Origin of the sequence: Methylophilus sp. Leaf414, assembly GCF_001425425.1 — a bacterium.
GTDB lineage: Bacteria > Pseudomonadota > Gammaproteobacteria > Burkholderiales > Methylophilaceae > Methylophilus.
The window spans coordinates 250,698-265,243 of the sequence record NZ_LMQQ01000001.1; the positions used below are offsets into that span (position 1 = coordinate 250,698).

A 14,546-nucleotide genomic window follows, 5' to 3' on the forward strand; every position below is an offset into this window, starting at 1 on the left:
CTGTGTCCTCTGTGCACTCTGTGGCTAAAAAATGTCTCACTCAAAAATTCTTATTCTTGATTTCGGTTCGCAAGTTACCCAGCTGATCGCCCGCCGTGTGCGCGAAGCACACGTCTACTGTGAAATCCATCCCTGCGATGTGTCTAACGAATTTGTCCGCAACTTTGGTGCCGATGGCATCATCCTCAGCGGCAGTCATGCCAGCGTCTACGAGGAGGAAACCGACAAGGCGCCCCAAGCCACGTTTGAGCTCGGTGTGCCTGTATTGGGTATTTGCTATGGCATGCAAACCATGGCGCAACAGCTGGGCGGCAAGGTTGAAGCCGGCCATAAACGTGAATTTGGCTATGCGCAAGTGCGCGCCCGCGGCCACTCTGCCCTGTTCCGCGATATCCAGGATGCAACCAATGCTGAAGGTCATGGCCTGGTCGATGTCTGGATGAGCCATGGGGATAAAGTCACAGAGTTACCGACCGGCTTCAAAGTGATCGCCAGCAATGATACGACGCCGATTGCAGCGATGGCGGACGAAGAGCGTAAATTTTACGCGGTGCAATTCCACCCGGAAGTCACCCACACCAAACAAGGTCAAGCCATGCTGGAGCGCTTTGTGTTGGAGATTTGCGGCGCAAAACCTGACTGGATCATGGGCGACTACATTGCTGAAGCAGTAGCCAGTATCAAGGCGCAGGTAGGTGATGAAGAAGTCATTTTAGGTTTGTCCGGCGGGGTCGATTCCTCAGTGGCAGCTGCACTTATTCACCGCGCCATTGGCGATCAGCTTACCTGTGTATTCGTAGACCATGGCCTGTTACGCCTCAATGAAGGCGATATGGTGATGGAAATGTTCGCTGGCCGTTTACATGCGAACGTAATCCGTGTCGATGCCAGTGAGCAGTTCATGGGCAAGCTGGCCGGTGTCAGCGACCCGGAAGCCAAACGCAAGATTATCGGCGGCGAGTTTGTAGAAGTATTTAAGGCTGAAGCGGCCAAACTAAAAGCCAGTGGCGTGGGTCATAAAGGCGCCACTTTCCTTGCACAAGGCACGATTTACCCGGATGTGATTGAATCCGGCGGCGCTAAATCGAAAAAAGCAGTCACCATCAAGAGCCACCATAATGTAGGTGGTTTACCCGAACAACTAGGCCTGAAACTGCTTGAACCCTTGCGTGACCTGTTCAAGGATGAAGTGCGCGAACTAGGTGTAGCACTTGGCTTGCCGCGCGATATGGTCTATAGACACCCTTTCCCCGGTCCTGGCCTGGGCGTGCGCATTCTGGGTGAGGTGAAAGCCGAATTCGCCTTGCTGTTGCAACGTGCCGATGCCATTTTCATTGAAGAATTACGTAATACCGTAGACGAAAAATCCGGCAAAACCTGGTATGACCTGACCAGTCAGGCGTTTACCGTGTTCCTGCCGGTCAAATCCGTTGGTGTGATGGGCGATGGCCGTACTTATGATTACGTAGTAGCCTTGCGCGCGGTGGTTACCAGCGACTTTATGACCGCACACTGGGCAGAATTACCTTACAGCCTGCTCGGCAAAGTGTCTAACCGCATCATCAACGAAGTGCGCGGCATCAACCGTGTGGTTTACGACATTTCCGGCAAGCCACCCGCCACTATCGAGTGGGAATAACCCTTAACTTTGATTCGATCTCATATTAAACAGAGAACAAGACAATGAGCACAAAACCGATTATCCTCACTGGCGACCGCCCTACCGGACCTTTGCATCTGGGGCATTTTGTCGGCAGTTTGCGCAACCGCGTGAAATACCAGCATGAATACAAGCAATATGTGATGCTGGCTGACGCACAGGCGCTGACCGACAATATGGATGATATTGATAAAGTGCACCGTAATGTGGTCGAAGTGGCGCTGGATTACCTGGCGGTGGGCATAGACCCCAAGTTATCGACCATTTTCATCCAGTCTCAGGTGCCAGAGCTGACTGAACTGGCGTTCTACTACCTGAACCTGGTCACCGTTGCGCGCCTGGAAAGAAACCCGACCGTTAAAGAAGAGATCCGCCTGCGTGACTTTGAGCGAGATATTCCGGCCGGTTTCCTCACCTACCCTGTCAGCCAGGCAGCAGATATCACAGCATTCAAGGCGACATTAGTACCGGTAGGTGAAGACCAGATCCCGATGATAGAACAAACCAACGAGATCGTACGCCGCTTTAACCGTACTTATAAAAACGCCAGCACCAAGCAGGAAATCCTGGTGGAAACCAAAGCCCTGGTGCCGGAATTGGGCCGCTTGCCGGGCATTGATGGCAAAGCGAAAATGAGTAAATCTCTGGGCAATGTGATTAACCTCGGTGCAACAGCTGACGAAGTCACCAAGGCAGTCAAACGCGTTTACACAGACCCATTACATTTAAAAATCGAAGACCCTGGCCATGTTGAAGGCAATATTGCGTTCACTTACCTGGATGCATTTGATATCGACAAAGCCGCTGTTGCTGAACTGAAAGCGCATTACACGCGTGGCGGCCTGGCGGACAGCATTGTAAAAAAACGCCTGGAAGCGGTTTTGCAGGAAATGCTGGAACCTATCCGCACCCGCCGTGCCGAACTGGCTGGCGACAAAGGCTATATCTTGCAGCTGTTACGTGAAGGCACTGAGCAGGCGCGTGAAGTGGCCGCGCAGACCATGAGTGAAGTACGCGCTGCACTGGGATTAACTTACTTCTGATTACCTGGGCCACCACACTACATAATGAGTCGCGGATTTGTAAAAGAAGATGATCTGGAACTGGCGGGTACCGACCTGCCTGAAAGACCGGTCAGCCTGCATACAAACTACGTGACTCCAGATGGCCTGCAACAATTGCAGCAGTCTGTAAAAACACTGGAAAGCCAGCGTCCGCAATATGCCGCGCGCAAGGAAGACCCGAACGCGCAACAGAAACTGGCCGAGATAGACCGTGATTTACGCTATTTATTTGCCAGGCTGGAATCTGTACAGCCGGTAGATCCTGCCATGCAACCGCGACATACGGTATTGTTTGGCGCGACAGTGACTGTAGAAGATGAGGAAGGCCAGCAGTTGCAGTTCAAGATAGTCGGCGAAGATGAAGCCGATATTGCCCGGCATAAGGTTAGCTATGTATCTCCGCTGGCTAAAGCATTACTGGGTCGCAAAGTCGGCGACAGCACTATCTGGCAACGCCCGGCAGGACCATTGCAATTAGACATTTTAAATATTGAATATTGAAGACTAAATGAAAGTATCACAAGCCATCAACGAACGGCGTTCTGTTAAAAGCTACGACCCTGACCACCGCATGACAGAAGCGGAAATTGAGCAACTGATGTCGCTGGCGATGCTCTCTCCGACCGCATTCAATATCCAGCACTGGCGTTTTGTGGTGGTGACTGACCCGGTGCTGCGTCACCAGATTCGTGCTGTGAGCTGGAACCAGGCGCAAGTGACCGATGCTTCGTTGCTGATTATTTTGACTGCTGACCTTAAAGCCTGGGAGAAAGACCCTGCACGGTACTGGGTCAATGCGCCCAAGCAAGCCAGTGATTACCTGGTGAAGGCTATCCATGACTATTACACAGATCACGCCCAGGCCGAACGGGATGAAGGCATGCGTTCGGGTGGCATGGCAGCCATGACATTGATGCTGGCCGCCAAGGAAATGGGTTATGACACCTGCCCTATGGATGGCTTTGACTTCGATGCGGTTGGCAAACTGATTAACCTGCCGGCGGACCATGTGCCGGTGATGTTTGTAGTAGTAGGCAAACCACTAGAAGCTGCCAAGCCGCGTAGCGGGCAACTGCCACTAAATGAAGTCGTCATTTACAACCGTTTTGAATAATTTTGCGTGACCTTGAATAAAGCGCGCGACCTTGATTAGCGATTTAATTAACTATTTTTTGAGAGTTCTTGCATGTTAGTTGCAAACAATATCACCATGCAGTTTGGTTCCAAGCCACTGTTTGAAAACGTTTCCGTTAAATTCGGCGACGGTAACCGCTACGGCCTGATCGGCGCCAACGGTTGCGGTAAATCCACATTCATGAAGATCCTGGCCGGCGTACTGGAACCTACCAGCGGCAATGTCAGCCTGGATCCCAATGAGCGTATGGCTTTCCTGAAACAGGACCAGTTTGCCTACGAAGACCAGCGTGTGCTTGATGTGGTCATGATGGGCCACGAACAAATGTGGAAAGCCATGCAGGAGCGTGATGCGATTTACGCCAATCTGGAAGCCACTGAAGACGATTATATGCGCGCCGCCGAACTCGAAGGTGAATTCGCTGAGTATGACGGCTACACCGCTGAAGCACGTGCTGGCGAGTTGCTGTTAGGCGTAGGTATTCCTATCGAGCAACATACAGGCTTAATGAGTGCGGTAGCTCCGGGCTGGAAATTGCGTGTATTGCTGGTGCAAGCTTTATTCGCTAATCCGGACGTATTGCTGCTCGATGAACCAACCAACAACCTGGACATCAACACCATCCGCTGGCTGGAAGATATCGTCAACAACCGCGACTGCACCATGGTCATCATTTCGCATGACCGTCACTTCCTTAACCAGGTCTGTACACATACCTGTGATATGGATTACGGAAAAATTACCTCCTACCCAGGTAATTACGACGATTACATGGAAGCCAGTATTGCTGCGCGTAATCAGCAGGCCAAAGACAATGCCAAAGCTAAACAGCAGATTGCTGATCTGCAGGACTTTGTACGCCGCTTCTCTGCCAACGCGTCTAAAGCCAAACAGGCTACCAGCCGTGCAAAGCAGATTGATAAAATCAAAGTGGAAGAATTCAAGCCTTCCAGCCGCCAGTATCCATTCATCCGCTTTGAATTCGATGACAGGGAAAAACTGCACCGTAACGCGGTAGAGCTGAAAAAGCTCAGTCATGGCTTCGACAAACCATTATTTAAAAATGTGGAAATGATGTTTGAAGCCGGTGAGAAAGTCGCGATTATTGGTGAAAACGGCATTGGCAAAACCACCTTCCTGCGTGCATTGGCCGGCGATTTACAGCCCAAGCATGGTGAAGTGAAATGGGCAGAAAAAGCCAAACTCGGTTATTTTGCGCAGGACCACGAATACGAGTTTGAAAAAGGTGAAGACCTGTTCGAATGGATGACCGCTCAGCGCCAGCAAGGCGATGATGACAACACTGTGCGCAGCATGCTGGGCCGTTTGCTGTTCCCTACCGAAGCAACCAAGAAGTCAGTGAAAGTGCTTTCCGGTGGTGAAAAAGGCCGCATGCTGTACGGCAAGCTGATGCTGGCTAAAACCAATGTGTTGCTGATGGATGAGCCGACCAACCATATGGACATGGAATCCATTGAAGCGCTGAATACCGCGCTGGATAAATACAAAGGCACCCTGTTCTTTGTCAGCCATGACCGTGAATTTGTGAGTTCGATCGCCACGCGCATTATTGAAATCAAGGCTGATGCCATTGTTGATTTCACTGGCAATTATGAAGACTACCTAGCCAGCCAAGGGATTGAATAATCCCAGCACCATCTATTGACTACCTGAGCGAATACCGACGTTGCCTGTGAACTCGAAATCCCGTGTACTTTGATATTCGTTGGTTGCTCTTCACCTAGCTCACTCATTGGTTGAATGCTTGGGAATGAATAAGTGATACATTCCGATACATAGACCTCCGCTCCTGACAAACACCCGATACATTCGGGTGTTTTAATGTCAACATTGCAATTTCGCAATGATGATTGAAAAGGATACATCATGAAATTAAAACAATTGGCTATCGCAAGTGCTTTGGCTTTGGTATCCATGACTGCCTTAGCAGATCATGGCGCTACCTGCGGTAAAGGCAAATTCGACAAAACAACCTGGCAAGAGCACCGCGCAGAACATTTTGAAAAGCACCAGGAAAGATTGCACACCGTGCTGCAACTGACTGCCGCTCAGGAAAGTGCCTGGAATACTTACCAGTCGCAAATCAAGCCTAAAGACAAAGCTGAACGCCCTGACGTCGCTGCTCTGGAAAAACTGAACACTGTACAGCGTCTTGATAAAATGGAAGCGCTGGACAAAGAACGCGATGCTGAACAAGCACAACGTGCTAAAGCAATCCGTACGTTCTATGCACAGCTGAACGACTCGCAGAAAAAAGTGTTTGATGAGAATGCTTTCCCGCATCCTCACCATGGCAGACGCGGTCATGATCATGGCGGCCCTCAGCATGACAAACCACACCACGATAAGCCACAATCATAATCACAGGTAATACATATAAACCGGCCTGAATGGCCGGTTTTGTGCTCAAATATTTACTTCAACTGATAGAGATACCCAGCGATGACAGAAACCAGCCACGATACCCATGTTCTGGTGGTAGATGATGATGACGCAATCCGCGACCTGCTTTGTGATTTTCTGCAGGAAAATCAGCTGAGCACATATCAGGCCGCCAATCATGCGCAAATGTGGCAAGTACTGCAACAAAAAGTGCCAGATGTCATCATTCTCGATATCAATATGCCGCAACGCAACGGCATAGAACTTTGTCGCGAGCTGCGCGAATCACCCAAGTACCACAGTATTCCCATTATCATGCTTACCGCACGTAGTAGCTCGCTGGATACCATCATGGGCCTGGAGACGGGTGCGGATGATTACGTAGCCAAACCGTTTGAGCCATTGGAACTACTCTCGCGTATACGCAGCGTGATACGCCGTAGCCGTATGGTGGCAGAAAATGCTGGCAAGCAAAGCGAAGAACTGGATAACGGCATTTTGCGCCAGATTGCGTTTAACGAATGGACGCTGGATATCCAGAACCGCACACTGATTGATAAATTGAATACCAGCATCCCGCTCTCCAACGCAGAATTCAAGTTTTTGCGCTTTATGCTGTTACACGCCAACCGCCCGCTTAGCCGTGACCAGTTAATGGAAGAAATGCATGGCCGCGAGGCAGGACCTTTCGACAGATCCATTGATTTACAAATTAGCAGGATCAGGCAAAAAATCGAAATCGACAGCAAAAATCCCACTGTGATAAAGACCTTGCGTAATGAAGGTTACCTGCTCACCGCAGATGTGCGCTATGTCAAATAAAGGGACCTGACGATATGCTGAAAAATCTGTTAGGAGCCATGTCAGTCAGGATTTTCCTGATAGCCGTCATCGGCATCCTGCTCACCGCCACAGTCGTCAATGTGCTGGGTCAGCGTGATTCACGTGTCAACGAATCCCGTCTGCGCGACCAGTTTGCGTTTGACCGCATCGAAAGCATGATCCGCATCCTGGAAATCACCGTGCCCGAAAAGCGCTCTGAAATCCAGGATGTATTCAAGCGTATGGGCAGCAGTTTAAAGCTGGGCGCCGTGCCTCCTAAAAACATACCTGCCTTACCGGCAGAACTGGAAAACCTGAATACCCTGCTGGTACCGGAAATTGCCGATGTGATCAGCATCACCACCCAGGGCCGCTGTAGTGCACGTAACCGTCCGCCTGAACCCCCACGTGACTTTGGCCCGCCACCACCGCCTCAACCAGGCTATTGTCTGGCGGTATACACACATTTGCAGGACAACACACCCGTATTAATCCAGCTACGCTATGGCGGGCATCGGCCACCACCAGGCCACCCGCCTGAGCGTAATCCGCTTGCCTTCATGCTGGCGTTACTGGGGCTGATCAGCATTATCTGGGTGGTTGCCTCCGTGGCAACGCAACCATTACGCAAACTGGCAAACGCCGCCCTGCAACTGGCGCACAACATAGAAAATCCGCCGTTGCCAGAGAATCAGGGGTCAACTGAAGTACGCCATGCTGCTAAAGCCTTCAATGAAATGCAGCGCAGTATCCTCAAGCATGTGCAGGAACGTGGCTTTATTCTCGGTGCGATTGCGCATGACCTGCAAACCCCGCTGACCCGGCTACGCTTGCGCCTGGAGAAAGTCAAAGACGCAGAACTCAAGCAAAGCCTGGTCAACGACCTGACCGCAACGCAGGAAATGGTGCGTGAAGGCCTAGACTTTGCAAGACTATGCAGCGAGAACGTCGATAAAAACCGGGTAGACCTCACTGCCCTGGCGACTGCTGTCTGCGATGATTTTGAAGAAGCAGGACATGCTATCCATAAAACGCTGCCCAACGAAGCCATCACCATCATGGGCTCGGCACACCTGCTCACGCGCTGCCTGAACAACCTCTTGAATAACGCCATTCATTATGCACAATCGCCTACCCTCACCATTCAGGTGAAAGCGTCTCGCGTACTATGCACTATCTCGGACGAAGGCCCGGGCATTCCGGCTCAAGAGCTTGATAATGTGCTGGAACCCTTCAGAAGGCTGGAAGATTCACGCTCCAGACATACTGGCGGTACTGGTCTAGGTTTATCCATTGCGCGCATGATTGTTGAAAAACACGGTGGTAGTATGACCTTGAGCAATAAACCGTCACCTGAATCAGGGTTAGTGGTTCAAATCGATTTGCCTTTGAACTGAATCTATAGCCTAAGTATCTATTGAATCAGTGCGTTAGCAAGGTGTAGACTAGCGCCCTTTCAGTATTCTATTGCTGCGAAAAACGGAGAAGTGGCAGAGCTGGTTGAATGTACCTGACTCGAAATCAGGCATACGTGAAAGCGTATCGAGGGTTCGAATCCCTCCTTCTCCGCCAGTGATTCCTAAGTGATTGAATTACAAAAATAATCAATAGACTCATATAGATAGATACCTCAAGTGTTACACATAACTGTTACACTTAAGGTATTAGAGTGCGCAAACAAATCCATATGATTAACCGAAATGGTGTCTACTATTTCAGACGTAGAATTCCTAAAGACTTAGTTTCCCATTACAAAAAAAATGAGATCATCTTTAGTTTAAAGACTAGCGAGCATTCAGAAGCCGACCGTCTTCAGCGTCAAGAATCAGTAAAGCTTGATGAAGAATTCAGGCGTATTCGTAAGGGCCAATTAATCCCTGAGCTACATGCTATATCTCCCGATCTTATCAAATCTCTATCAGACCTTTGGACAGCCCATATCCTTGAGGAAGATGAAGAGTCACGTATGGAGGGCTTATCTGAACGTGAGTACGATAAGCTAACCGAATCTTTAGATATTACCGAGACTGGAGGGAAAGCAGCCTTAGCTCGTGGTAACACGTCCCTGATTGAGTTTGAGATGGAGGACTTCTGCGAGTCCCAAGGCTTCAAGATTGCTAAAGGTAGTGACGCCCATAAGCAACTTAGCTACGCCTTTCTGAAAGCGTCTGTTCAAGCTAACAAGCAGCAAGCACTAAGACATCAGGGAGAAGTAATAGAAACCCCCGTTGTTGCTAAACTTAACCCACCAGCTCAGCACGTACACCATGAATCCGATACCTTTGAAGCATTGCGTGACTATTGGTTTATGCAATCTGGTAAAAGTAAGTCAGCCCTAAGGATAGCCACTACAGCTATTAAAAAGTTTAGAGAGCTAGTCGGTAATGTGCGGCCTAGTGAAGTCACTAAGCATCACACTATTCAGCTTAAGGATAAGTTGCTAGAGAAAGGCACGGCTCCCGCAACCATCAATAAAGATATGGGCATACTTAGGGCTATCTTTAGCACAGCAGAAGCAAACTCCAAGTTACCTACAAATCCCTTCAAAGGTTGGAAAGATTTATCCGTACCGGAAAGAGAAGAAGAGGCTCCCTATTCTATTGAAGAGCTACAACTAATATTCAACTCCCCAGTATTCAAAGATGGCTACAGGCCAAACCAGGGCAAAGGTGAAGCCGCCTTCTGGCTCCCTTTAATTGGACTGTACACAGGATGCCGATTGAATGAAGGCGCACAGATATTCATTGAGGATGTGGGCGAGCTAGACGGTATACCCTATTTCTTAATTAAGCCTGATTCAGCTACAGGCAGAAGCGTTAAGGATGGCAAGAAAAGACGTGTACCTATCCACCCTGATCTAGTACGCATCGGGCTGCTTGAGTATGTCGCTAAGATGAAGCTTGAGAAGCAGGTTCAGCTATTCCCTGAGCTTACAATTACACGCTCAGGGGGGAAGCTTGGTGATAAATGGGGGAGCTGGTGGAGTAATTACATAAGGAAAGAATTAGGCATTACTAGAATTCCCCAGCCCTTTCATGCTTTCAGACATACTTTCGTAGAGCATGGTCGTATATCTAAAATGGAATCAGAGTTAAGAAGGATTATTGAGGGACACACCCCGAATACAGTGGAGTTTAAAATCTATGGGAGCAGCCAGTATCCACTTGAGCCTTTGTATGAAGAAATACTGAAGTTGAAGTTTAGAGGATTAGATTTGACGCATTTGTATATAACTTAACTGATTTGTTATGCTCTGAGCTCACGCACTAAAACTAGAAAGTTCGGGAAAGTTCATATGTTTGTTTCACGTATTCAAATTGAAAATTTTAGATCAATTGAGCACACTCAGCCGAACTTAGAATTAAGTCGTATAAATGTACTAGTAGGGGCAAATAACGCTGGGAAATCATCCGTTTTGAAAGCATTACACTTACTACAACGGTCAATAAATCCTTCCCCCGAAGTTAGGGTTGGTAGCGCAGCATTCCGAGTAGAGATGTACTTAAATGAAATTCCAATCGGTCATCCAATATTACGAGATCGAACAAGCACTCAAGGTTCGCTGTCGATTATAGGAACGTCAGAAGGCGGAACGAGTTACACATTCGATTACGGGTCTGGCAGCTTTTTCACAAATCCTGTTCCAGCTGAGGAACCATACCATTTCGTTATACCGTTTCTATCCAAACGAAAAACAGCCCAGTTTAATCAAGATGTCAGAGTACAGCACGCGAAGGCAATTGCAGATGACCTTCAATACCTTTCTGCGAAGCTATCGAGAATCTCAACCCCTGGCTACCCTACACATGAAATCTACAAACGCACATGTATAGCGGTATTGGGGTTTCTGGTTTCAGCGATTCCAAGTGATAGCGGCTTAAGACCTGGAATTTACCTTGATGATGGCAGCACACTTCCTATAGAGCAAATGGGCGAAGGTGTACCTAACATTGTAGCCTTTCTGATTAGCTTAGCTGACTCAAAGGGAAAGCTATTTTTAATTGAAGAGCTGGAAAATGATCTTCACCCCAAAGCTCTAAAAGCAATACTTGACCTGATTATTGAAAGTTCTAAACATAATCAGTTCGTTGTCTCCACCCACTCAAATATCGTTGTAAGACATCTTGCATCAATAGCGGACAGTAAACTTTATAACATTAAAGCTGTAGCTGGAGTTTTACCTACAAAAGCGGAAATCGTATTAGTACCCCCAACGGTTGAGGCAAGAATGGAGGTTCTTAGTGAGCTTGGATACTCCTTCTCTGACTTTGATTTATGGGACGGCTGGCTAATTCTCGAAGAAGCTTCTGCTGAAAGAATAATTAGAGATTACTTGATACCTTGGTTTGTACCTGAGTTAACGAGAGTGAGAACACTATCCGCAGGGGGTGTTAACTCTGTGGAAGCAACGTTTGCAGACTTCAACCGTTTAGTACGTTTTACTCATCTAGAGAAAGCTTACAAGAATCGAGGATGGGTCAGAGTAGACGGTGATTCAATAGGCACAGAGATAGTTGATCGCCTTAAAAATGATTATGGAACGTGGGAATCCAATAGATTCGCAACTTATACTTACCCACAGTTTGAACAGTACTACCCTAAGGAGTTCGAGAAACAAGTTGTGCGGGTACTGAATCTCCCACGATCAAAAGAAAAAAGCGAAGCAAAGAAACAACTATTGGATGAAGTAAGAGCCTGGTTGGATAAAGAGGACAAGGTAATAGCTAAAGCAGCGCTAGCAGCCTCCGCCAGAGAAATCATCGATGATCTAAAAGTCATTGCAGCACAACTTAAAGAGGGTACTGCTTAAATTTACTACAAAATTCCGTCAGGGTATATGGTAGTCTCACCAGCAGAAAATACCCCCCATAGCCCCTACAGTTACACTCCAGGCCACCTGTAGTTATCAACTTGTTAAAATGTAGATACAATCGGGCAAACTATAATCTTGGCTGGAGTACATTAAATGCAAGAGACGTCACTCTTCGATGATGGAAGAGTTAGCGTAAGTAGCACTCGTTTTGTAGCTGATGGAAAGACGCATCTAATCAGTGATATCACTTCGGTAAGACTAAAACATACCCCTGCAAGAAGAGGCATAGCGGATTTCTTATTCTTTATTGGTATAGGCCAGTTGTTTACCCCCTTCAGTAGCATCCTGCCTCCATTGCTCTGTTTTCTAATGGGCTTTATAGCCTGGATTGTTGCCAAACCCAAGTATATAGTTGTACTAGTTAACGCTTCAGGGGAAGTCAACGCCTTAACACGAAGCGATCAAGAGTCAATTAAAAAAATAATTGATGCTTTGAATGAAGCGTTATCATTAAAGTGATGACCTACTAAAATGAAAACCCCAACATGACGCACTCACACTTATCTGGCATGTTGCGGGATTAGATAGCATCACAGGCCGGGCGTTCACAGGTAAAGCTCGGATTAATGAATTGGTCGAAACGCTTAAAGCTTTAATAGAATACAAATCCCCACATCTCAATGATCGCATGGCAGGAATTGGTACAAGAATTAATGAAGCTTTCAAACGGCGTGCAATATATGTTCATCAGGTGTGGACAGTTCAAGAGGGTGCCCCAGCGGTTGGCAAGCTATTTATTGAACGCTACGAGCGGTTGGAGAAAATAACGCCGGTTTCACTTAATGAAATGTACAATCTTTCTGACGAAATGCAACAAATTCAAAGCGACTTGATGACCGCAATCTTAATACCCATTGTTGCCCACTTCCAGTTCGAATGATGTTGGAGCTTCAGAACCCAATGAACTCTCTGCCAACAAATAACCGTGAAGTGAGCTTGAAGATAACCTATAGCGCCAAGCTATTTTCCTATATAGGGAATATCTGAGACAGCAACCTCAACGTTGATTCCATGTTTGGCTAGAAGCTTTTCGACGGACTTCTTTCTTCTATCTCTATCTGAATGAGGGCCGATAATTATTCTTGAAATAGGTAATTCACCGCCTTCAAACAACTTTATATAAGGCACTAATAAACCATTTCGGTTAAGGAAAGAGTAATCCTTAAAGGACTTGTTTTCTACTCCACCAAGGTTGAACTGCTTAACTTGCTCTTTGGTTGTTGGACAACATACTATTCGGACTTCAGCCTCCTCGATGAATCCTTTGTGCTTATGCGCTGTTGCCATTGCAATGATGGCTTCGTGCGCTCCTTCAAGACTTCCATCTGATACTAAGAAGTTAGTGATAGCAATTGCAATATCTGCTTCATGCTTTCGTATTTCAAGTAATGCAGACTCCTCAAGCGCCTTATTGTCGTAGTAATTAACGTCACCAATATTCATCCATGAGTAATTAAAACTTTCATTTTCAACATGTAAGAGTTCCTCAAGCTCCTTAGTCTTAAATGCAATAATGTAGCCCCCATCTGTACCATATCCGCGCCATTGGCTTAGCAAGCCATCTTTATCCTGATTGTTTGAATGCACGCCGCAAAATGAGATAAAGTGAGGTTCATAAATGTTTTTGGAAACGTCTTTGATTGCTGAAGAGAGAGCCTCCACTACATTACTAATATTTACCTCAAGGCCTCCAGAGGCATCAATTTCTTTCATAGCTGTTGCATCTACTTGATAACGTTCTGAGATTACAGAGCGAGCACATTCTTGTATTATTTCAGGCAACCGGCAATCAAAGAACGCGTTGAACTCCTCTTTATCGTTTACATATGCATAGTGAGTTGCCCATAAAGAATTACTGCTAATGATGCCTTCGATTCCAGCAGCAGTTGTATAGTGAAAGAGCTCTGGATACTTATCAGATACCTTTTGAACATCGCCTTTTTCATCCATCATTAAACTTTCTAAAATATCGTAAATTTAAGGCTCTTTAGCGGCTTTAACAATTTCATTTTTCAATAAATTTATGGCTTTCATAAACTCCAAGTGCTGCTTAGCATAAGGCTCTATCAGTTCACTTTTTGGTAAGTCCGCTTCATATGTTTGAATATACTCATCCTCAATGTTTTTTATTTTGCTGAGGACGTCTCTGACTGACTGAAACCTTACACTGAAAGCTTCGCCGTAGATGCCAACAATCATTTCTAGCCGACTGTAATCATAGTTAGGGGGAGGCTCGAACTTCGTGTCATGATATTGTTTTAGTGTTGTATCTCCATACATTAATGCTTGCCCTCTAACAAATCGCTGTACACCTAAGCGACTCCAATGCCCTACCAGAATATGTAGTTCCTCCAGTCTTTCTTTAGAAATACGCTTATTCTGAAGTGTTATATCGTGCTCACGCTGGAGCTTAAGCGATTGCCGATTATTCCAGTTAGTTAGCCACACACCAAAAAATGCTATGAATGCAGTCCAAGCAGCCAGCGGGATACTCTTTAGAAACTCCACGAACTCTGCAATCACAGGACTTCTCCAATTTAGTCTTATTCTAGGTAATTATGCTCGAAAAGGCACACACAGAAACGACTT

Annotated in this window: 14 protein-coding genes and 1 tRNA gene; 13 read left to right on the forward strand and 2 right to left on the reverse strand. The window is 47.0% G+C overall.

Annotated elements, in window-relative coordinates; translation table 11 throughout:
- Window positions 1-31: 31 nt before the first annotated feature.
- From guaA to ASG24_RS01235, 13 genes are all read left to right on the forward strand, one after another.
- Window positions 32-1,639, forward strand: coding sequence for a glutamine-hydrolyzing GMP synthase (guaA, locus tag ASG24_RS01175; RefSeq protein WP_055866893.1), 1,608 nt, complete (start codon window positions 32-34; stop codon window positions 1,637-1,639).
- Window positions 1,640-1,683: 44 nt separating this feature from the next.
- Window positions 1,684-2,703, forward strand: a complete 1,020-nt coding sequence (gene trpS, locus ASG24_RS01180; protein WP_055866898.1) for a tryptophan--tRNA ligase — start codon at window positions 1,684-1,686, stop codon at window positions 2,701-2,703.
- Between the two features lie 24 nt (window positions 2,704-2,727).
- Entirely contained in the window at window positions 2,728-3,225 is a 498-nt protein-coding gene (locus tag ASG24_RS01185; RefSeq protein WP_055866902.1) for a GreA/GreB family elongation factor, read from the forward strand.
- 7 nt (window positions 3,226-3,232) lie between these two features.
- Window positions 3,233-3,838: a nitroreductase family protein gene (locus tag ASG24_RS01190; protein ID WP_055866906.1), complete on the forward strand. Its 606-nt coding sequence runs from the start codon at window positions 3,233-3,235 to the stop codon at window positions 3,836-3,838.
- Between the two features lie 72 nt (window positions 3,839-3,910).
- Entirely contained in the window at window positions 3,911-5,506 is a 1,596-nt protein-coding gene (locus ASG24_RS01195; protein WP_055866908.1) for an ABC-F family ATPase, read from the forward strand.
- A gap of 240 nt (window positions 5,507-5,746) precedes the next feature.
- Window positions 5,747-6,241, forward strand: a complete 495-nt coding sequence (locus ASG24_RS01200; protein ID WP_055866915.1) for a Spy/CpxP family protein refolding chaperone — start codon at window positions 5,747-5,749, stop codon at window positions 6,239-6,241.
- 81 nt (window positions 6,242-6,322) lie between these two features.
- Window positions 6,323-7,084, forward strand: coding sequence for a response regulator (locus tag ASG24_RS01205; protein WP_055825531.1), 762 nt, complete (start codon window positions 6,323-6,325; stop codon window positions 7,082-7,084).
- A gap of 14 nt (window positions 7,085-7,098) precedes the next feature.
- Window positions 7,099-8,481, forward strand: a complete 1,383-nt coding sequence (locus ASG24_RS01210) for an ATP-binding protein (RefSeq protein WP_055866917.1) — start codon at window positions 7,099-7,101, stop codon at window positions 8,479-8,481.
- A gap of 84 nt (window positions 8,482-8,565) precedes the next feature.
- Window positions 8,566-8,656, forward strand: a tRNA-Ser gene (locus tag ASG24_RS01215).
- A gap of 97 nt (window positions 8,657-8,753) precedes the next feature.
- Complete coding sequence (locus ASG24_RS01220) at window positions 8,754-10,322, forward strand: site-specific integrase (RefSeq protein WP_235562275.1); 1,569 nt, start codon at window positions 8,754-8,756, stop codon at window positions 10,320-10,322.
- A 57-nt stretch (window positions 10,323-10,379) separates the two neighbouring features.
- Complete coding sequence (locus ASG24_RS01225; RefSeq protein WP_055866923.1) at window positions 10,380-11,894, forward strand: ATP-dependent endonuclease; 1,515 nt, start codon at window positions 10,380-10,382, stop codon at window positions 11,892-11,894.
- Between the two features lie 156 nt (window positions 11,895-12,050).
- Complete coding sequence (locus ASG24_RS01230; RefSeq protein WP_055866927.1) at window positions 12,051-12,416, forward strand: DUF6232 family protein; 366 nt, start codon at window positions 12,051-12,053, stop codon at window positions 12,414-12,416.
- Between the two features lie 112 nt (window positions 12,417-12,528).
- Window positions 12,529-12,837 carry a hypothetical protein gene (locus ASG24_RS01235; RefSeq protein WP_156376497.1) on the forward strand — a complete coding sequence of 103 codons (309 nt, stop codon included), beginning with the start codon at window positions 12,529-12,531 and terminating at the stop codon, window positions 12,835-12,837.
- A gap of 80 nt (window positions 12,838-12,917) precedes the next feature.
- Here ASG24_RS01235 and ASG24_RS01240 read toward each other — a convergent pair whose 3' ends face one another.
- A complete protein-coding gene (locus ASG24_RS01240) occupies window positions 12,918-13,910 on the reverse strand; it encodes a DUF2971 domain-containing protein (protein WP_055866938.1) in 993 nt (330 codons plus the stop codon).
- Between the two features lie 24 nt (window positions 13,911-13,934).
- A complete protein-coding gene (locus tag ASG24_RS01245) occupies window positions 13,935-14,480 on the reverse strand; it encodes a hypothetical protein (RefSeq protein WP_055866939.1) in 546 nt (181 codons plus the stop codon).
- Window positions 14,481-14,546: the final 66 nt, after the last annotated feature.